Here is a 19795-nt window from a genome sequence, read left to right as displayed (position 1 = left end):
CCCGACGGGTTCGCGCGCCACGCCGCGCACTGCTGCCTAGAAAAAGCCCGATCAGACAACCGACCGAAGACTGGTGACCCCTCATGGACCTGCGAATCAACCAACAGACCTACCAGGTCGACGCCGACGCGGACACGCCCCTGCTCTGGGTGCTGCGCGACGATCTCGGCCTGACCGGGACCAAGTACGGCTGCGGCCTGGCCCAGTGCGGCGCCTGTTCGGTGCTGGTGGACGGCAATGTGCTGCGCTCGTGCGTCACCCCGGTAGCGGCAGTGGCCGGACGCGAGATCACCACCATCGAGGCGGTCGAGGCCGATGAGGTCGGCAAGCGCATGGTCGACGCCTGGGTCAAGCACCAGGTGGCCCAATGCGGCTACTGCCAGTCCGGCCAGGTCATGGCCGCCACCGCCCTGCTCAAGCACAACCCGCGCCCCAACGACGGCGAGATCGAGGCGGCCATGGTCAATCTGTGCCGCTGCGGCACCTACAACGCCATCCGCACCGCGGTCCACGACGTTGCCAACAACGGGGGGGCCGCCTGATGAACAGCGAAAACCTGCCCCTCGGCGCACCGGTCAACCTGTCGCGCCGGCGCTTTTTGCTGGCCAGTGCCGGGGCCGCCGTCGGCGCCCTGGTCCTCGGCTGCGGCCTGCCCCTGGGCATCAGCCGCGTGGAAGCCGCCAACGGCGCTGCAACACCGACCATCCAGGTCCCGGCCCTGCTGGAGATCCGCCCCGACGGCCGGGTGCGCCTGCTCTGCTCGTTCATGGAAGGCGGCCAGGGCATCTTCACCGCCATGGCGCAGATCGTCGGCGAGGAACTGGATGTCGATCCGGCCAGCTTCCTGGTCGAAGCCGCACCGGCTGGCCCGCCCTTCGTGGTGATGGACAACGGCATGCGCATCACAGGCGGCAGCATGTCGGTGCGCACCAGCTACCCGACCATGCGCAAGCTCGGCGCCCTGGCCCGGGCCATGTTGCTGCAGGCCGCCAGCGAGCGCCTGCAAGTACCGGTCGGCGAACTGACCACCGAGCCCGGCAAGGTGATCCACGCCTCTTCCGGTCGCAGCATCGGCTATGGCGAACTGGCCGAGCGGGCCATGGACCTGCCGGTGCCGGATGCAGAGCGCGTGCAGCTGCGCGACCCCAGCCAGTTCCGCTGGATCGGCAAGCCGGTGCAACGGGTCGATGCCTACGACAAGTCCACCGGCAAGGCCATCTACAGCATCGACATCAAGGTCGACGGCATGCTCCACGCCGCCGTGCAGCACGCGCCGCGCCTGGGCATGACCGTGGGCAGCGTGCGCAATGAAGACCAGGTCAAGGCCATGAAGGGCGTGCATTCGGTGCATCGCCTGCCGGGCGCCATGGCGGTGGTCGCCGAGCGCTGGTGGCACGCCAAACGCGCTGCCGAAGCGCTGCAGGTGGACTGGCTGGAGGCCGGTTCCGACTCGAAAGTGCGCGCCATGCCGGCGGACTTCTCCAGCGATGCCCACCGCGAGCGCCTGGCCGGCGAAACCGGTCCGGGTCGCGAGGCCGAGAAAGAAGGCGACTTCGCCAGTGCCTGGAACAACGCCACCACCAAGGTCGAAGCCACCTACCACAACCAGTACCTCAACCACGCCCAGCTCGAGCCGCCGTCGGCCACCGCTCGCTTCAACGCCGATGGCAGCCTCGAGGTGTGGCTGCCGAACCAGGCGCCGGACATGTTCCGCGCCGATATCGCCAAGCGCACCGGCCTCGATCCGCAAAGGATCACCCTGCACTCGCCGCTGCTCGGCGGCTTCTTCGGCCGGCATTTTCTCTATGACAGCGCCAACCCCTACCCCCAGGCCATCGAGCTGGCCAAGGCGGTCGGGCGGCCGGTCAAGCTGATCTGGAGCCGTGAGGAAGAGTTCGTCCGCGATGTGCTGAGGCCCATGGCCGTGGTCAAGTTCCGTGCCGCCCTGGACAAGGACGGCCTGCCCGTCGCGCTGGAAGCGGTCAGCGCCACCGAAGGCCCGAGCGAAGCGCTGGCCGGCAAGCAAGCCGAGAAAGTCGACCCCACCGCCATCGAAGGCTTGGCGGGCAAGGCCTACGCCATCGCCAACCGGCGCATTGCGCAGAACTACGTGAAAGGCCCGATGATGCTCGGCTACTGGCGCTCGGTGGGCAACTCGCTGAACGACTTCTTCTACGAAGCCTTCCTCGACGAACTGGCCGACCAGGGCAAGCACGACCCCTTCGAACTGCGCCTGAAACTGCTGCGCGACAACCCGCGCCTGACCACCCTGCTCAAGGCCGTGGGGGATCTGTCCGGTGGCTGGAAGCGCGGGCCGTACATCGCCGAAGACGGCACCCGTCGCGCCCGCGGCGTGGCCATGGCCTCGCCGTTCGGCTCGGAGGCAGCGGTGATCGCCGAAGTCTCCATCGAAAACGGCAAGGTCAAGGTCCACGATATCTGGCAGGCCATCGACCCCGGCAGCATCGTCAACCCGGCGATCATCGACGCCCAGGTCAATGGCGCGGTGGCCCTGGGGCTGTCACAGGCACTGGTGGAAGAAGCCGTGTTCATCGACGGCAAGCCGCGGGCGCGCAACTACGACCTCTATCCGATCCTGCCGGCGGCAAGCATGGCCAGGGTGCATGTGAAGATCATCGAAAGCGGCGCCAAGATGGGCGGTATCGGCGAGCCGCCGCTGCCGGCCACAGCGCCGGCGGTGGCCAATGCCGTGGCGCATCTCACCGGCCAGCGCATCCGCAGCATGCCGCTGTCGCGCTACACCTTCAGCTAAGGGGCGGCCGATGACTGCAAAACGACTTGGCCTGTTGGTCTTGCTGTGCGCCGCCGTGCTTGCCTGGTACGTCACCCGCACGCCGGCCTCGCCCTTTGCCGCGCAGGCGATCGAGACCGACGCGCAGCTGGTGCAACGTGGCGAATACGTCGCCCGCCTCGCCGACTGCGTGGCGTGCCACAGCCTGCCGGAAGGCAAGCCCTTCGCAGGCGGGCTGAAGATGGACACGCCGCTGGGGGCGATCCACGCCACCAACATCACCCCGGACCGCGAGCACGGCATCGGCGCCTACAGCCTGGCCGACTTCGACCGCGCCGTGCGCCATGGCGTGCGCCCGGATGGCGGGCGTCTTTACCCGGCGATGCCCTACCCCTCCTACGCCAAGCTCAGCGACGAGGATATCCGCGCGCTGTACGCCTTCTTCAGCAAGGGCGTGACGCCGGTGGCCGAGCCGAACAAGCCCGGCGAGATTCCCTGGCCGCTGAACCTACGCTGGCCGATCGCACTGTGGAACGGGCTGTTCAGTGTCTCAAGCCCGCGTGCCGATCACCCCGACAAGGATGCCCTGTGGAATCGCGGCGCCTATATCGTCGAAGGTCCCGGCCACTGCGGCAGCTGCCACACCCCGCGCGGCCTGGCCTTCAACGAAAAGGCCCTGGATGGCAGCAAGCCCGCGTTCCTCTCCGGTGCCCTGCTGGACGGCTGGTACGCCCCGAGCCTGCGCAACGACCCGAACACCGGCCTGGGGCGCTGGAACGAAGCGGACATCGCCCGCTTCCTCAAGACCGGGCGCAACCAGCACGCGGTGGTGTTCGGCTCGATGACCGAGGCGTTCAACAACTCCACGCAGTTCATGAGCGACGACGACCTGGCGGCGATTGCCCGCTATCTCAAATCGCTGCCGGGTGATCCGCAGCGTGACGGTCCGCCCTGGCAATACCAGCAGGCCCGCGCCGATGCACCGGGTGCGCACACCTACGCCACTCGTTGCGCCTCCTGCCACGGCAGCGACGGTCGCGGCCAGGGCGAATGGATGCCGCCGCTGGCCGGAGCCTCGTCGTCCATGGCCCAGGAGAACGCATCGAGCATCAACATCACCCTCAATGGCGCGCAACGGGTGGTGGCCGCCGGGGTGCCGGATGCCTATCGCATGCCGGCGTTTCGCGAGCAGCTGTCGGATCGGGAGATTGCCGAGGTGCTGAGCTTTATCAGGACCGAGTGGGGTAATCGGGGTGGTGCGGTCGAGGTCAAGGATGTCGCGCAGTTGCGTGAGCGGACCGATCCGGCCAGTACCAGCCCGATAGTCCTGCGCATGCGCTGAGCCTTTGTGGGAGCTGGCTTGCCAGCGATTTGGCCAGCAGGAACAAAGAGGTTGTTCGACCTGGCCTCATCGCTGGCAAGCCAGCTCCCACAGGACCGTGTGCATCACAAAACACTGTGGGTGCCAGGCCAGCAGCCTCCCCCAACCACCAAACAGAGGATCACCCACCATGGAAAGCATCGACCTCCTGGTCCTGCGCACCGCCCACGACTGGCTCGTCTCTGGCCAGCGTACCCTGCTGGCCACGGTGGTGCGCACCTGGGGCTCGTCGCCGCGACCGGTCGGCTCGATGATGGCCTTGCGCGCTGACGGCCGGGTCATCGGCAGTGTCTCCGGCGGCTGCATCGAAGACGACCTGATCCACCGCTACACCAGCGCCTATGAAGGCCCGGGCCTGCCCGACGGCCTGCCGCGCGTCGTGCGCTACGGCATCAATGCCGACGAAGCCCACCGCTTCGGCCTGCCCTGCGGCGGCACCCTGGAAATCGTCCTCGAATTCGCCCCCTGCGCCGACAGCCTCGGCCAGTTGCTCCAGCAACTCGGTGCCGGCCACCTGATGCGCCGCAGCCTCGACCTCGCCAGTGGCCGGGTATCGCTGACGCCCACCCTCGCCCCGGAGCAATTCAGCTTCGATGGCGAGCGCATGCTCAACACCCTCGGCCCCGACTACCGCATGCTCCTGATCGGCGCCGGCGCCCTTGCCGAGTACCTCGCCACCATGGCCAGTTTCAACGGCTTCCGCGTCAGCGTCTGCGACCCGCGTCCGGAATACATGGACGCCTGGAAGCTGGACGGCGTCGACAAGCTGGTCGGCATGCCCGACGACATCGTCCGCGCCTTCGCCCCGGACCAGCGCACCTGCATCATCGCCCTCAGCCATGACCCCAAGCTCGATGACCTGGCGCTGCTGGAGGCGCTGCACAGCCCGGCGTTCTACATCGGCGCGATTGGCTCGCGACGCAACAGCCAGCACCGGCGCGAGCGCTTGATCGAGCATTTCGGCGAAACGGAGCAATCATTGCAGCGGCTGCACGGGCCGATCGGCATCTATATCGGCAGCAAAACCCCGGCGGAGATTGCAGTGAGCGTGATGGCAGAAGTGCTGGCGGAGAAGAATGCGGTGGTGTTGCCGGGGGAGATGTCGGTGGTCAGGGCCAAGCAGGCGCGCGAGCGCGGCCTGCTGGCAGCCGGACGCTAGCCCTCACACACGCTGAATGACATAGCTCGCCTCGAACCCATGCACCCGCCCCAGCACATTGAAGCCCTTGAAGAACCCGGTCGCCCGCAACAGATCCACGGTCGGCCCGACCTCGGGCGAATGTTCGAAGTCGCCGTAATCGTCGAACACGATCAAACCGCCCGGCACCACGCTCGGCGAATACAGCAGGAAGTCCAGCACCACATTGCGCGCGGCGTGGCCGCCATCGATATGCAGCAGCGCGACCTGGGGAGCGAGGTCATAGAAGCGCTCGGCCGCCACCTCGGAGAAACTGCGGATCACCGTGGCGTTGGGCAGCAGCAGCTCGTGGTAATGGCTGAACTCCTCGAACTGATTGGGCAAGGCGAACGGATCGATGCCGATGACCCGTCGCTCGCGGTTGCACACCTCGTTCATCAGCATCAACGACTTGCCCTTCCACACGCCGATCTCCACTACATCGCCCGGCAGATCGGCGATCAATGCGGACAGGTAGCCCAGCAGGCGGACATGGTCATGGAACGACAACTCGCGACGCAGCATCGCGTGCTCGGGGGGCAGGCAAGCCTGGGCCTGCTCGAAATGCTGGCCGATCAATGCCCAGACCTGGTCGATGCACTGGGTCATGTCAGGGTTGCTGGTGAAGGTGTTGAGGTCGTGGATGGTCAGCATGGTGTTCTCTGTGGTGGTCGGCTTGGGGGACGTGTAATGCAAGGCACTCTGGCATTCAGGTTTGGGCCGCTTGTGCTTCCTGCACTGTTTTTTGACGCTTGTTGAGTGGCAGCAAGAAGTATTCCCGCTGGCGCGGGGATTTGTGTCTGAACATGTCAAGAGCAACGCAGACCCTGTGGGAGCTGGCTTGCCAGCGATAGCGTCAGCCCGGCCAGCATAGGTAGCTGGCCATGGCACCGGCTAGACCGCACTGCTTCAATACCCCCCAGACATTGCACAGGTATTCCCATGTCCTTCAATCAACCAACCACCCCCTGCGCCGCTCTGGTCCTCGCCGCCGGCCGCGGACGCCGCTTCGGCAGCGACAAACGCATCGCCCGCTTGCCCTCGGGAGAGATGCTGCTGGCGACCACCCTCGGGCGGGTGCTGGAGGCGTTCGAGGAGGTATGGGTGGTGTTGCGGCCGGAAGATGATCCTGTGGCTCTGGGGGTCGATGTTGCCCAGGTGAAGGTGGTGCGGGCCGAGCGGGCGGATGACGGAATGGGAGCGAGTCTGGCGGCAGGTGTTCGGGCGATTGCGGAATCGGGAACAGGGGTTCAAGCGCTGGCGGTGATGCTGGGGGATATGCCTTGGGTTGAGGTGGGGACGTTGGTGAGGTTGAAGGGATTGGCGAAGACAGAGCGGATTGTGCTGCCGGAGTTCGAAGGGCGGCAGGGTCATCCCGTGGTGTTTGGCAAGACATTCTGGGGGGCACTGACGGAACTGGAAGGAGATCTGGGAGGCAAGCGGGTGATCGAAGGGAACAGGCAGGCGTGCCTGGTCGTGGCGATCAAGGATCACGGGGTAACAGCGGATCTGGATTCGCCCGGCCTCGTGAACTGAGCATGGAAACTTACAATTCAACCCTGTTGGCAGCAGGTGATGTCGAGGTTGTCGGATAGGCAACGGATCGCTGCAAGGGCCGCCGATGCGGCCCACTCCCCGTGTTTTTCACCCTGACGGGCAGCCAGCCAGCGACAGGCATGGGTAAACTGGCCCGTCGTTCAACCTGCCAAAAGAGAAACCCCAGATGACTTACTCCGTCCGCCCCGCCACCGTCAGCGATCTGGACAAGCTGGTGCAGTTCACCATTGCCGAAGCCGTGGATGCCGAGGGCTCGGAGATCGGTGCCAATGTCCGCGAGGGGGTGCTGACCGCGCTGGAGGACAATAGCTTTGCCACCTACTGGGTGCTGGAGTGCGCCGGCGAGGTGATCGGCAATGTCTCCGTGGTCAAGGAGTGGAGCGACTGGAACGCAGGCTACTACTGGTGGATCCAGAGCATGTATATCGAGCCCGGCCATCGCGGCAAGGGCCTGATCAAGCTGCTGATCGGTGCAGTTCAGGAACAGGCCGGGAAGGCCCGGGCGCTGGAACTGCGGCTGTATGTCCACAAAGACAATTCGGCGGCCATCCGGGCTTATCGGAAGAACGGCTTTGGTTCGTCCGACTATCAGATCATGACCATGGAGGTTGCGGCGCCTGCGGGCTCATCAGTCCTACCGGAGGTTTGATGTTGTCAGGGCTGGCGCCATCGCTGCATGGGTATCTGCACATGTTTTTTTGACTGACCCAGGTCATGCGACCGGCACTCAACTCTGTGGGAGCCGGCATTGCCGGCGATGAGGCCATCAGCCTCGACATCGATCTTGCTGATTCGGTTGTTCTTTCGGACCCTATCGCTGGCGATGCCAGCTCCCACAGGGGCCTGAGGTACGACGCAATCCCGGCAACCGGCAAAGCATCCGTTTCTCACCCCACTAGAATTCCTCGTTCGCCCCACCTCCCGGCCCGCATCGATAATGCAGGCTCCCCTCCCCCAGGAACCGCCCATGCTGGACGAACACCTCAACGCCGACCTGACCCTCCCCGCCCTGATGCACGGCGCGACCCTACCCTGGCTACCCAGCCCCCTCCCCGGCGTGGAGCGCCGCCCGCTGTACCGTCTCGGCGGCGAACAGGCCCGCGCCACGACCCTGGTGCGCTATGCGCCGGGCAGCCATTTCAGCCCGCACCTGCACGGTGCCGGGGAGGAGTTCGTGGTGCTGGAAGGAGTGTTCGAGGACGAGCACGGCCAGTACCCGACAGGCAGCTATGTACGCAATCCACCCGGCAGCAAGCACGCACCGGGCTCGACCGACGGCTGCATGATCTTCGTCCGCCTGCGCCAGTTTCATCCCCTGGATTCCGTCCATCTCGCCCGTCCATTACCAACCCAAACCGACGAGCTGCTATTCGAAAACATCCACGAGCGCGTCTGGCTGCGAACGTTGGCGAAAAACACGCAATTCACCGTGGAAAACCCGCGCGGACTTGAGCTTTTGCTGCTCGACGGCGATCTCCGCACCGAGGATTCGAAACTGGAAAGACTGAGCTGGCTGCGACTGCCTCCAGGCCACCTTTTCCACGCAAGATCCGGCCGGAATGGTGCTCGTTTCTGGCTCAAGGACGCCCCTTTGGACCTGGGCATGAACACCCCGTAAATTTGTACATGAAACTTGTACAGGCCAAACATTTGTAGAACTTTTTCGCGGTATCAGGCTCGGACCAAACAGACCTGAATCCTGGAAAAGCCTGATGACCGTCACGACCATCCGCATTGCCGCGATAGGCCCCGGCCACCTCTCCCTTGCAACTTCCACCCGCTGTTTCACCACCGTTGACGACCTGCTGGAGCAGCCAGCTTTCGATGTGCTGCTCCTCACCGGCAGCCCCGAACAGAACGCCGAATCAGCACTGAAACTGCGCCGTCACCCGGCCTACAGCCTGAGCCTGATCTACTGCCTCGGCGACCACCCGCTGACCCAGGCCCTGTGCGACGGCGTCCCACCCGCCGACCCGATACCAGCCTTCCACCAATGGCGCGAGCGTCTGGCCCTGTTCAATCGCGGTCGCGCACCGGAAGGCCCGGAAGCGCAGTTGCTGGCCTTCCTGTGGCTACGTGCACCCGGTCAACTCAAGGCCCTGCGCAAACCGGAATCCCCGGCGCTGTACCACTACCCACTGATCGATGCATTGGGCGACGACCAGCTCAACGGCCACGCTCTGGTACAGAGCCTGGCGCAACGCAATCTGTTGGCTCCGGTCGCCTTGGTCGACCGTATCCGCCTGTGCCGCCGTTGCGGCAGCGGGCATTTGAATTACGTCGATGTGTGCGTCGAGTGCTCGTCGCTACAGATCGTCCGCGAACCATCCCTGCATTGCTTTACTTGCGGACACGTTGGAGCCCAGGCCGAGTACCTCAAGGACGGCGTGCTGGTCTGCCCCAATTGCCTGACCCGCCTGCGCCATATCGGCACCGATTACGACCGGCCACTGGAAAACTACCGCTGCCAGGACTGCTCGGCGTTCTTCGTCGATGGCGATATCCAGGCGCGCTGCCTGGACTGCGGCGAGCAGCACGCGCCGGACGAGTTGCTGGTGCGGCAGATCCATGACCTGCAGCTCTCCGAGACCGGCCTGATCAGCGCCCGCCAGGGCCTGGAGCGGGATTTCGACCAGTATTTCGGCGGCCTGTCGTTGGTCGGGGTGAACGCCTTCAAGACCCTGCTCGACTGGCAACTGGAGCTGCTCGCCCGGCACAGCGCGCCGACCTTCGCCCTGCTCGGCGTGCGCTTCAAAAACCTCGGCAGTGCCCTCGAACGCCTCGGCCCGCAACGCGGCCATGCCCTGCTCGATACCCTGATCGAACGCATCCAGGTAGCCATCCGCGATACCGACCGATGCACCCGCACCAGCGAAGAACAGCTGTGGCTGCTGCTGATGTGCACCGACAAGGTCGGCCTGGAACGGGTGACCGAGCGTCTCAATCTGATCAGCGAACTGTTCGTCGGTCAGGACCTGCAGGACATCGTGCTCACCACCAGCGGCTGCGTGGCCCCGGCCGATCTGGTCGACAAGGAAGACGCCGAACTGCTGATGGCGCGCCTGGCGGGAGCGCTCTGATGGATGCCCTGCTCGCTCACCTCGACGCCTGGCTTGGCGAGATCCAGGGGCCGGATGGTCACTGGCGGCTGTTCCTGATGGTGTTTCCATACTTCCTGCTGCTGGAGGTGCCGTTGAACCTGCTGGTACTGCTTGGCACCCTGCGCTGGTTCAAGCGCCAGCACACCGCGCTGCCGCGCCATGACGCCTGGTACCCGCGGGTGTCGTGCATCATCACCTGCTATAGCGAAGGCAAGGACGTCGAACTGACCCTGCGCAGCCTGGCGGAGCAGACCTACCCGGGGCTGATCGAGATCATCCCGATCGTCGACGGCGCCAGCGCCAACCGCGAGACCACCGAGGTGGTGCGGCGCTTCAAGGCCAGCCAGCGGCTCCCCGGCAACCGCGTGCTGCGGCCCATTGCCAAATGGCAACGCGGCGGCCGGGTGTCGTCATTGAATGCCGGGCTGGCCTTCAGCAGCGGCGAGATCCTGATCAACGTCGACGGCGACACCTCCTTCGACAACGACATGGTGCTGCGCATGGTCCGCCACTTCAGCGATCCCAAGGTGCCCGCAGTGGCCGGCAGCCTGCGGGTGCGCAATGCGCGGCAGTCGTGGATCGCGCGGATCCAGGCGCTGGAGTACCTGCTGTCGATCCAGATGTGCAAGATCGGCCTGGCCGAGTGGAACCTGGTGAACAACGTGTCCGGTGCCTTTGGTGCATTCCGCCGCGACTTCCTCGAACAGATCGGCGGCTGGGACACCCACACCGCCGAAGACCTCGACCTGACCCTGCGCATCAAGAGCTATTTCCGCCGCTACGGCCTGCGCATTCCCTTCGAGCCCCGCGCCATCGGCCATACCGATGCCCCGGCAACCCTGCGCGGTTTTCTCGACCAGCGACTGCGCTGGGACGGCGACCTGTTCTTCGTCTACCTGCGCAAGCACCGCCATGCCTTCACCCCACGTCTGCTGGGCTGGCCGAACTTCCTGATGCTGCTGGTCAGCGGGCTGTTCTTTCAGCTGGTGCTGCCGTTCATCATCCTCGGCTACAGCCTGGTGGCGCTGTTCATCCTGCCGCCGACCGCCTTCCTGTTCTATTCGCTGCTGATCTACACCCTGTACCTGGCCATGAGCGGCCTGCTGTACCTGGGGCAGTTGCTGCTGGTCAGCGAACGCCCGCGGGAGGACCTGGCCCTGGCCTGGGTGCTGCCCTTCTACCCCCTGGCGATGTACGCCCTGCGCTGCTGGAGCGTAGTCGCCATTCTCAATGAAACCCTGCGGCGCGGGCACGAGGAATCGAGCATGGCGCCGTGGTGGGTTCTCAAGCGGGCCAACCGGTTCTAAGGCATTTCCAACCCATGACGAAAACAGCACTGCGGCTGCTGCCGCTGGCCTTGTGCGCGCCGCTTTTGGCCCAGGCCGCTCCCTTGACCCTCGATCAGGCCCTGCGCCAGGCCGGCGATGGCAACGGGGCCAGCAATGCTGCCCTGGAAGCCCGCTATGCCGCCCGCGACCAGCGCGACAGCGAAAGCGGCTGGGAGATGTTCGGCAGCGCCAACGTCGGCCATTACCGCGAACTGGTCACCGAGGACCTGCGCGACGACTACTACGGCCGCAACGCCGCCATCGGCGTGCGCTATCCGCTGCTCGGCAGCCTGGCCCGGCGCATGGAAGCACTGCGGGCCAGCGAGCGTGATGTGCGCGTCGGCCAGATCCAGCAGGGCTACCAGCGCGCCCGTCAGCGCCTGGCGATCCGCAGCAGCTACGCCGACTGGTGGCGTGCCAGCCAGGAGCAGCAACTGTGCCGCGACGTGCAAGGCGCAGCGCGCAACGCCGAAGAGCAACTGCGCACGCGCCTGGCCGGCCAGTGGATCCTGCCGTCGGATGCCGAACTGATGCGCAGCGAATGGACCGCCGTGACCCGCCGCTGCCAATTGCAGGACGACCTGCTCGTCGATATCCGCACCAGCCTGCGCAGCCTCGGCTTGACCCTGGATGACAGCTCCACGCCAGTGGCCATGCCCCTCGCCGGCCAGCCACGGCCGCTGGAGGCCTGGCGCACGCAACTGGACAGCAACCCGCGCATGGCCCGCCGCGACGCCGAGCTGAGCCTGGCCGAGCAGAACCGCCAGCGGCCCTGGTACAGCGCTATCGATGCCTACTTCAACGTCACCCAGACCGTGGAACAGCGCAGCGGTGCCGGCGATAACGGCAGCGGCCTGAGCGCCGGGGTGACCTTCAGTGCGCCGGTCGACCTGCTCGACTACGGCACCGCGCGCAACCGCGAAGGCGAGGCACGCTACCAGGCGGCGATACAGGCGCGGGAACAGGAACATGGCGCGCTGCTGCGCGAGCTGGGCAAGGTGCTGGAGCAACAACGGCGCAACGCCAACGAGTACGTCTGGCGCAGCGAGCGGCGTACCGCGCTGGAGCGCATCGTTGCCGAACGCCGCCAGCGCACCGGCCTGGATGCCGGCGAGGCCAGCCTGCGCCTGATGCAGGCCGAGGTGGATCGCTACAACGCCGGCTTCGCCCAGATCGCCGCCTGGCATGCCGCCTGGTTGCAGGATGCGGCGCTGCGCCTGTTCGGCGACGACAGCGCAGACTTCGACGCGCTGCTTGGCGATCAGCGCCTGCGCTGGCAGGCGGTCGACGAAGCACCGGCAGAGGTCGCCGCGACAGACTGGCGCCAGGGCGTTTATCTCTGGCACAGCCAGGCGCTGCTCGATCCGCGCAAACGTGACGGCGAATTGCAGGCGCTGAAACAGGCCGGCATGCAGGAGCTGAATCTTGGCCTGGACGCCGTGCAAGTCGCCAATATGGCGAGCACCCGTCCGGCACTCGACGAACTGTTGCGCAGCGCTCATGCCCAGGGCTTCAAGGTCAACCTGCTGCTGGGCGATCCGGCCTGGATCAGGCCTCGGGAGCGCGGGCAGTTGCTTGCTCTGATCGAGCAATTGCGCGCCCTGCCCTTCGATGGCCTGCACCTGGACCTGGAAGTCGAGCAACTGGGTTGGCCGGTACCCGACCAGCGCCTGCATGACTGGCTCGCCACCTTGCGCGCGGCCAAGGCCGCCAGTCCCTGGCCGCTGCACCTGTCCAGCCATCCGCGCTGGTTCCTCGAAGAAGCCCGGCGCACCCCGTGCGTGCCCTGCGAAGTGCAGAAGATGGATATCGGCCCGATCAGCCTGATGATCTACACGCGCAACCCGAGCAGCAGTGCCAGCCGCGCGCTGCAGATCGCCAAACGCTGGCCGGGCTTGAAGCTGCGCCTGGCGCAGAGCGTGGAAACCGACCAACCCAGGGACATCAGCTGGGCCGACACAGGCCAGCGGCAATTGCAGGAGCAGACCACCCACTGGAAACAGGCGCTGTTGCCGGCCGGCATCAGCGGCATCGACTGGCAATCCTGGACCGAGTACCCGAGAAGCCGATGAAGATCAAATTCAGCAGTGCCAAGGAACACCGCCCCACCGAAGACAACGGCATGCAGGTGCTATATGCGCCGGGCAAGCGCCTGGCGTTCAAGGTGCGCTGGTACCTGATCCTCTTTCTGATCCTGCTGCCTGCGCTGTGGCTGGTCGGGCGCTACGGACTCGCCCTGTTGCGCATCGAGGCTCCGGCGCTGGTGCGTCTGCCGACCCTGGAAGTACGCGCCATGCAGCCCGGCGAAATCCGCGCGCTGCGGGTCCAGGCCGGGGATCATGTGCAAGCCGGCATGCCCCTGGTGGACCTGGACAATCCCGAATGGCGCCTGCGCCTGAGCTTGTTGCAGGCGGGAGCGGCACCCGCAGCCAGTGCCAGCGTCAATGAGCAGAATCGCGCGGTGCTACGCAGCCTGGTACAGCGCGCGGCAGGCCATGTCAGCGAGGTCGGGCGACTGCTGCGGCAAGGGGCTGCGACACGCGGCGAACTGCTTGAAGCGCAGAATGCCCTGGACAGTCGCGAGTCGGAATTACTGGCCTTCGAACGCAGCCTGACGGCGGGCGCGACGCAGGATTACCAGCGCCAGCAGGAGCGCGAGGGGCAGTGGCTGAAGGAACAGCTGTCACGCATGGACGTGCACGCCAGCGAGGCGGGCCGGGTCGCCGAAGTGATTGCCGCGCCGGGCGAGAATGTCGGTCCGGGGACCTTGCTGATGCGCCTGGAACGTGAAGGACCGGCGCAACTGTGGGTGTACCTGGATCCCAAGGATGTCGAGCACTCGACCCCGGGCTCGGCGCTGGATGTGCGCCTGCCCAATGGCCAATGGGTCGGCGCCCGGGTCATCAGCCCCGCCGAAAGCGCTAACCCCCTGCCCAGCGACCTGCGCAAGCCGTTCAGCAGCCCGACCCGTGGGTTGATGGTTCCGGCACGCTTCGACGAACCGCTGGCCAGCGAATGGCGGATCGACTCGCTGCCGGTGCGGGTGCGTTTTGCCAATCAGCATTGGCGGATCTTTGGCTGGGCGATATGAGCAGGTGTCAGAGCGACGCGGCCCCTGTGGGAGCGGGTTCACCCGCGATGACGTCGGTGAATTCATTGCCGCCATCGCGGGTAAACCCGCTCCCACAGGGTTGGCGGTGCGGCTCAGATCCTTGTGGCAGCTGGCTTGCCAACGATGAGGCCATCAAGCACCACCTGAATCCACAGCCAATCACCCCATACCCTTTCACACCGGCACAACAGTCGAATACTTGATCCGCGACAACGCGAACTGCGAACTGGCCGCCGCCACCGCCGGGTGCCTGAGCAGGGTCTTCATCAGGAAGGTTTCGTAGTCGCGGATATCCGCCGCGACGATCCTCAGCAGGTAGTCCCACTCGCCGGACACGGTGAAGCATTCGAGGATGTTGTCCTGGGTGGCGACAAACCGCTCGAACGCCTCGGCATCCTTCTCGCCGTGGCTCTTCAGGCGCAGCGAGCACATGACATCGACATCGCGGTTCAGCGCCCGGCGATCGACCAGGCGCACCGTGGCTTGTAGCACCCCTTTCTCCTCCAGGGCACGCACCCGGCGCCAGCACGAGGCCGGGGAGCTGTCGACGGCTTCGGCGAGGGCCGTGCCGCTCAAGGTCGCGTCGGACTGCAAGGCGCGGAGGATACGGCGGTCGAGATTGTCCAGATGAATTGCCTGATCCATGAAGTGACACCTGATGAACTGAGGATTTCAGTTTAAACCCGGCCATGAAAAACATGATCGGATCTTTTCAGGCGGCGCAGCGACACTGTCCGGGCCATTCTGATGCCGCGCGCGAAAAATACGGGTCGTTTGGCGAGATAATTCTCGCACGATAAAATTGCACCATCTGCAACAGAATTGCCAAACTGCCGTTGCCTTCCTATTTAGATGGAATCCATGTCGGAGCGACTGGGCGGTGCTCGACCAGTGGGAATGTGCCTGATTGGGGCCACTCACGCAGCGCTTGCATGTAACCCAGCAACTCTGCGAATTGCTCAGCGACCAAGGTGGTGCTGATACCCAGCTCAACTTCGTCGCGATGGCGATCGCGCAACCACTGGATGCTAGCGAGCTGGGCATCGCGCCAGGCGCGCTCTTGGGCCTCGACCTCAAGCGGGTCAACTGGCAGTGGCTCGGGCTCGACGAGAACCAACACACCCTCGACCAAGGTGATCTGATTGCCGGCGTTCCGGCCCGCCGTAAGCGCGTCAAACTCGTCGGCGGTAACGTCAATCGCGTCTTCGGGAATGTCGGAATGAATACGCGGGTCGTAAAAACAACTGGTCAACAAACTGAATTTCATAGCGCCCCTTTATCGGCCAATGGCCAGCAGAAAACCCTTCCCGCCACCGGCCCAAGTGCCGCCCGCAGTCCAGATGTATTTTGTCAAGTCGGTCGGCTGGAACACCGTGCTGCTGGTACCACCGAATCCACCCGGCGTTGCGTCGGTCAGCTGAATCCACCCTCCGAAAACACTCGACGTAAACGGCACTGGGTAATAGCGATAGTCCGACGAATTCGTTGCTTCATCGCTCGCAGCCCACTGAATCATGAAACCGCCCAGGAACGTCGGGAGTCTGATGTAACCAGCGGCGGTGAAGCTGTACGCAAAACCTGAAAGCAGGTACGAAGGACACACAGCAATTGCGCCGGCCGTCCCGGCCACAACTTCGGAAAGCGAGGCGTATCGACTTACACCCGCAACGGCCTCTGTCGCGGACTTCACCCAGCGGCCGAGCATTCTTGTAACGCCAGCAACACTGGTCCATTTTGCAGGTGCAGTACCGGCATCCAACTCGGCATCGGTCGCCAGCATCGCTGTCGATACGCCGTCACCAATGCCGTATCCGGCGAGGGTTGTGGACTTCGCTGCCTTTGCAGCCAGCGCGTTGGTCATCGTCGTCGCGAAGTTTGGGTCGTTGCCGAGCGCAGCGGCCAGTTCGTTCAGAGTGTCCAGAGCAGCAGGCGATGACCCGACCAGAGCTGCGATTGCCTGGGCCACAAATTTCGTGTTCGCAACCTGACTGTTCGACGTACCTACGGCAAGGTCAGGAACACTGATTGTTCCGGTGAACGTCGTCGGTCCGGCAAGATTGGCTTTTAGGGCAGGGTTAAAGTTGCCGTCATGCCAGAAGTAACACCACCCGCCTGTCCTGCCGTCGCCGAGCACATACCGGGCTCCGAAAACGTTACTCATAATGCTGCCGGCGAAATCGACCGCATACTGACTCTCGGGGTACTTGATGTGAACACCGGTGCCGTAGTCAATCAAAGCTGGTTTGTCTGTCGCAAGGTTTGCGAAAGTGAAGAATTGCGTCGAATCCAGATCAGCGATTTTCCCGCGTACCCAGTCCGATGCCGCCAACAGACCGCCAGCCCCCTTCGGCATTGCATCTAAAATGCCGTACCCGGCGAGCGTCGTGGACCTGGCAGCCTTTCCAGCCAGTGCATTGGTCACTGTCGTAGCAAAATTCGGATCGTTGCCCAGCGCTGCAGCCAGCTCGTTCAGGGTGTCCAGAGCAGCAGGCGATGACCCAACCAGAGCAGCAATCGCCTGGGCCACAAATTTCGTGTTCGCAACCTGAGAGTTCGACGTACCGACGGCAAGGTCAGGAACACTGATTGTTCCGGTGAACGTCGTCGGTCCAGCAAGATTGGCTTTCAGGGCAGGGTTAAAGTTGCCGTCATGAAGCAGCAAACTCCCACCCCAGCGGAGCTGCCCGTACTGGTCCATCGCAAGTGAACCAGTGATTACGCTGAACCAGTTGAACAATAGCGCTGGTGCGTAAGTGAAACTCTTGTTCGATGCTGCCACCGCCTGGGCTTCTCGGATCTCCAGTGCTCCACCTTCGCCGACGGCGGTACCCGGCTGCGCTGCTGCAAGCAGTGGCCGCTGATACGTCAGTACACCGACTTTTAGTGCGTCAGTGATGCCGTATCCCGCGAGTGTGGTCGGTGTGCTGCCAGAGGTTACGATCCCTTTCGCGTTGACCTGGACACGCGTGTAGCCTCCTGCTGCAACACCGCTGTCCGCTAGCGTTAGCGAAATCTCTACATCTGTGCTGCCGTCGAAGACCGCGCTCCCGCTCGCAGCACCTTTGAATCGGAATGTGCGCGCCGTTTCCAAACGCACAGCTTTGCCAACGGCTGTCGCACCATCAATCAGCTTCTGAAGCAGGCTACGCAGCCACCGCGTCCGGTTCGCAAGCTGTTTCGCTTGCTCGTTGTCGATCCCATCCGGGCCGCCGAGTACCGGGTCGGAGGTTTCGATCTGGTAGATCCCGGGCGCCCATTCGTCGCGTTCAGGTAAGTCGGCCATTAGTTGCTCCCATGGTTGTATTGGCCATCGCGCCTGGCGGCACCGTTATGCCGGATCGCGACCGCTGTGTAGTCGAGGGACACCAGACGACAGCGGGCCGGAGCAACAGACAAGAGCAGTCTGCGGATCAGCGTGGCCTGGTCATTTGTGATAGGGCGCTTGAGAAAGACCCGGTAACGAGCCCAAGCACTTGGGTCTCCGTGAACGTGCTCACCGTTGCGCCGAATCGAGCCGTCATGGATGTTGTTCGCCAGGCCCTCCTGGAGGGTGATCTCACCGAAGCCGAGCAGCCTTAGAACCTCGCGTATCGCCCAAGGCGTTCCCTTGTAACGATGTAGATATGCGGCGTTCTTGATCAGCTCGCGTCTTGCATCTGCGGACTCTGCGAGCAGCCAGGCGGCTTCATCGAGCATGGAAAACTGGTCGGCAAGATGCGGTAGCAGCCTGGGCTTCACGAGGTCAACGAGGTACATGAGCATGGCGTTGAGATCGAGTTCGGCCATGCTCTCGTCTAGCAGCTCACGCAGGATCACAAAACGCTCGTCCCCTGCAAGAACTGGTGGTAGCTGCTGTTCAGCCATAGGCAACCCCATTCGGAATTAGCTCTATCGCTGTGCAATTGGCCCACTCGTTTCCTTGGAGCTCACGCAGTTCACTAGGCAGTTCCAGGTCTGCTCGGTACACCCCCGCGACTTGCAGCGCGGCTGTCAACTGCTCCCGTACAAGGTCGAGACCAAGCTTTGATCGCCGATCAGCGGCGTAGGCCTCGGCTGCCTGCTGTGCCGCCGCCAAGGTGTCAACCTGCTCAGCCGTGGCGTAGAAGGTCAGCCGGGCTTTGATGGCATAAGGAACTTCGGTGGGTGCCAAGACATGCACGGTATCGCACAGGGGGCGGACCTTTTCCGCGCTCAGCCGCGCTTTCACCTGGTCAAGAATGGAATCGGATGGCAAGCCGGTGATGGTCAGTGGATAGAGCGCGACATGGCCATCTATCTGGCCTTCATCGGGGCCATGTACAACTACGTCAATGATTGACTGGTGTACTGCAAGCGCGTGGTAGCGGTATGCACCCCGACTGCCTGCGTTGCTGAACGCCTCGGGGGCCAGGATGATGCGCTCGCGGTAGCGATCATCACCTTCGTCCTCGATGCCGTCAGCCGACTCGGTGATGTTTGTGGCCACCAGACCCGCCAAGGAGCTGTTGCTGATCACGCTGATCTGACCCGCCGCCCAGCCGTTGCCTTGTATGCCTGCCGTCAAGCAGGTGGCATTCACGGTGACCGATAGCTGGCCAGCGGCGATCTGCACGTCCTGGTCGGTGGTAAAGGTCAGCTTTCCGTCCTGGGTACTGACACGGGTGCCGGCACTGATGAGCAATGCAACGGAGCGAACCGAAGGCAGGGTGAAGCGCAATTGGCAACGGGCAGGCTGTGCCAGCAGCCGTGGCGTTGCCACCAGTTCGCCCAGGTAGTCGAGAATCGGCCCGGTGGAAAAGCGCACCAAGAGTTGCTCGCCAGCGTTCTGGATCGACATGTCCAGCCGCGACCGGGTGTAGGCAATTAGGTCAATGAAGAGGCGCTCGATCTGGGCCGGGTACAGTGTTTTGCCTGACTTCGCTTCGTAGCGTGCGATCAGGTCGGCCTCTATACCTGCCGGGTCGATCTTGACGAACTCGGGCCTAGGCAGCTCGCGCATAGGGCACCTCGGTGAGCTGGGCCACACCATCAGCAACACGCCACACGACCCTGAGGGTGATGTCCGACCCGTTGAGCTGAACTTCCACACGTACGACGGACACGCGGGTTTCCCAACCGCGTATGGCTTCGATAGTTTCACGTACCAGATACGGCGTGACCTGGTCGGTGGGCCAGTCGATGTAAAGGTGAAGATCGCTACCGAATTCCGGCCGATGGGCGTCGCTGCCCTTGGGCGTGGTCAGAATGATGCGGATAGCTTGGTCGATGTCGCGCAGGCCCTCGACAACCTCACCGGACGTACCGAGGGCGGGTTGCCAGTGGGCGGCTGTGATATCGGTGTAAGGAGTTGGCGTAGTCATGCGCCAATAATGAGAAAGTCCGGTTTCCCCCGGCTTTTAATCGGGTTT

18 protein-coding genes are annotated in these 19795 nt (G+C 64.1%); 11 read left to right on the top strand and 7 right to left on the bottom strand.

What is annotated here, in order from left to right; translation table 11 throughout:
- The first annotated feature begins 83 nt into the window (after nt 1-83).
- The 4 genes from ACODSK_RS12290 (at nt 84) to ACODSK_RS12275 (ending at nt 5292) form a co-directional block, all read left to right on the top strand.
- Complete coding sequence (locus tag ACODSK_RS12290; protein WP_489016313.1) at nt 84-542, top strand: (2Fe-2S)-binding protein; 459 nt, start codon at nt 84-86, stop codon at nt 540-542.
- Nucleotides 542-2773 (top strand): xanthine dehydrogenase family protein molybdopterin-binding subunit, encoded by a 2232-nt coding sequence (locus tag ACODSK_RS12285; protein WP_489016311.1) that lies wholly within the window; start codon nt 542-544, stop codon nt 2771-2773. The genes ACODSK_RS12290 and ACODSK_RS12285 overlap by 1 nt, the downstream gene beginning before the upstream one ends.
- 10 nt (nt 2774-2783) lie before the next feature.
- Nucleotides 2784-4094: a c-type cytochrome gene (locus ACODSK_RS12280; protein WP_489016309.1), complete on the top strand. Its 1311-nt coding sequence runs from the start codon at nt 2784-2786 to the stop codon at nt 4092-4094.
- Nucleotides 4095-4263: 169 nt separating this feature from the next.
- Complete coding sequence (locus tag ACODSK_RS12275; protein WP_489016307.1) at nt 4264-5292, top strand: XdhC family protein; 1029 nt, start codon at nt 4264-4266, stop codon at nt 5290-5292.
- 3 nt (nt 5293-5295) lie between these two features.
- Here the strand turns inward: ACODSK_RS12275 and ACODSK_RS12270 are convergent, their stop codons facing one another.
- Nucleotides 5296-5964 (bottom strand): class I SAM-dependent methyltransferase, encoded by a 669-nt coding sequence (locus tag ACODSK_RS12270; RefSeq protein ID WP_489016305.1) that lies wholly within the window; start codon nt 5962-5964, stop codon nt 5296-5298.
- Nucleotides 5965-6252: 288 nt separating this feature from the next.
- Between ACODSK_RS12270 and ACODSK_RS12265 the strand changes: the two genes are divergently transcribed.
- The 7 genes from ACODSK_RS12265 to ACODSK_RS12235 all read left to right on the top strand — a co-directional run bounded on the left by ACODSK_RS12265 (nt 6253) and on the right by ACODSK_RS12235 (nt 14387).
- Nucleotides 6253-6846: a nucleotidyltransferase family protein gene (locus tag ACODSK_RS12265; protein WP_489016304.1), complete on the top strand. Its 594-nt coding sequence runs from the start codon at nt 6253-6255 to the stop codon at nt 6844-6846.
- Between the two features lie 187 nt (nt 6847-7033).
- Complete coding sequence (locus ACODSK_RS12260) at nt 7034-7516, top strand: GNAT family N-acetyltransferase (protein WP_489016302.1); 483 nt, start codon at nt 7034-7036, stop codon at nt 7514-7516.
- Between the two features lie 318 nt (nt 7517-7834).
- The gene (locus tag ACODSK_RS12255; protein WP_489016300.1) at nt 7835-8485 is read left to right on the top strand and encodes a cupin domain-containing protein; all 651 of its coding nucleotides are present in this window, start codon (nt 7835-7837) and stop codon (nt 8483-8485) included.
- Between the two features lie 94 nt (nt 8486-8579).
- Complete coding sequence (locus ACODSK_RS12250) at nt 8580-9947, top strand: TackOD1 domain-containing metal-binding protein (protein WP_489016299.1); 1368 nt, start codon at nt 8580-8582, stop codon at nt 9945-9947.
- Nucleotides 9947-11275 carry a glycosyltransferase family 2 protein gene (locus ACODSK_RS12245; RefSeq protein ID WP_489016297.1) on the top strand — a complete coding sequence of 443 codons (1329 nt, stop codon included), beginning with the start codon at nt 9947-9949 and terminating at the stop codon, nt 11273-11275. The genes ACODSK_RS12250 and ACODSK_RS12245 overlap by 1 nt, the downstream gene beginning before the upstream one ends.
- 14 nt (nt 11276-11289) lie before the next feature.
- Complete coding sequence (locus ACODSK_RS12240) at nt 11290-13368, top strand: TolC family protein (RefSeq protein WP_489016295.1); 2079 nt, start codon at nt 11290-11292, stop codon at nt 13366-13368.
- The gene (locus ACODSK_RS12235) at nt 13365-14387 is read left to right on the top strand and encodes an HlyD family secretion protein (protein ID WP_489016294.1); all 1023 of its coding nucleotides are present in this window, start codon (nt 13365-13367) and stop codon (nt 14385-14387) included. The genes ACODSK_RS12240 and ACODSK_RS12235 overlap by 4 nt, the downstream gene beginning before the upstream one ends.
- A gap of 195 nt (nt 14388-14582) precedes the next feature.
- On the opposite strand, the gene ACODSK_RS12230 is transcribed toward ACODSK_RS12235, so the two are convergent.
- From ACODSK_RS12230 to ACODSK_RS12205, 6 genes are all read right to left on the bottom strand, one after another.
- Nucleotides 14583-15053, bottom strand: a complete 471-nt coding sequence (locus ACODSK_RS12230) for an Lrp/AsnC family transcriptional regulator (RefSeq protein WP_489016292.1) — start codon at nt 15051-15053, stop codon at nt 14583-14585.
- Between the two features lie 199 nt (nt 15054-15252).
- Nucleotides 15253-15675, bottom strand: a complete 423-nt coding sequence (locus ACODSK_RS12225; RefSeq protein ID WP_489016291.1) for a phage tail assembly chaperone — start codon at nt 15673-15675, stop codon at nt 15253-15255.
- Nucleotides 15676-15684: 9 nt separating this feature from the next.
- On the bottom strand, nt 15685-17691 hold the full coding sequence (locus tag ACODSK_RS12220) for a hypothetical protein (protein ID WP_489016289.1): 2007 nt from the start codon (nt 17689-17691) through the stop codon (nt 15685-15687).
- Nucleotides 17691-18272, bottom strand: a complete 582-nt coding sequence (locus tag ACODSK_RS12215) for a phage tail protein (protein WP_489016287.1) — start codon at nt 18270-18272, stop codon at nt 17691-17693. Before ACODSK_RS12215 ends, ACODSK_RS12220 begins: the two co-directional genes overlap by 1 nt.
- The gene (locus tag ACODSK_RS12210) at nt 18265-19386 is read right to left on the bottom strand and encodes a baseplate assembly protein (RefSeq protein ID WP_489016285.1); all 1122 of its coding nucleotides are present in this window, start codon (nt 19384-19386) and stop codon (nt 18265-18267) included. The genes ACODSK_RS12215 and ACODSK_RS12210 overlap by 8 nt, the downstream gene beginning before the upstream one ends.
- Nucleotides 19370-19747, bottom strand: a complete 378-nt coding sequence (locus tag ACODSK_RS12205) for a GPW/gp25 family protein (RefSeq protein WP_489016284.1) — start codon at nt 19745-19747, stop codon at nt 19370-19372. Before ACODSK_RS12205 ends, ACODSK_RS12210 begins: the two co-directional genes overlap by 17 nt.
- Between the last annotated feature and the right edge of the window lie 48 nt (nt 19748-19795).

This window comes from Pseudomonas sp. FG98, assembly GCF_057808595.1.
This window is presented reverse-complemented; position numbering and strand designations above follow the sequence as displayed.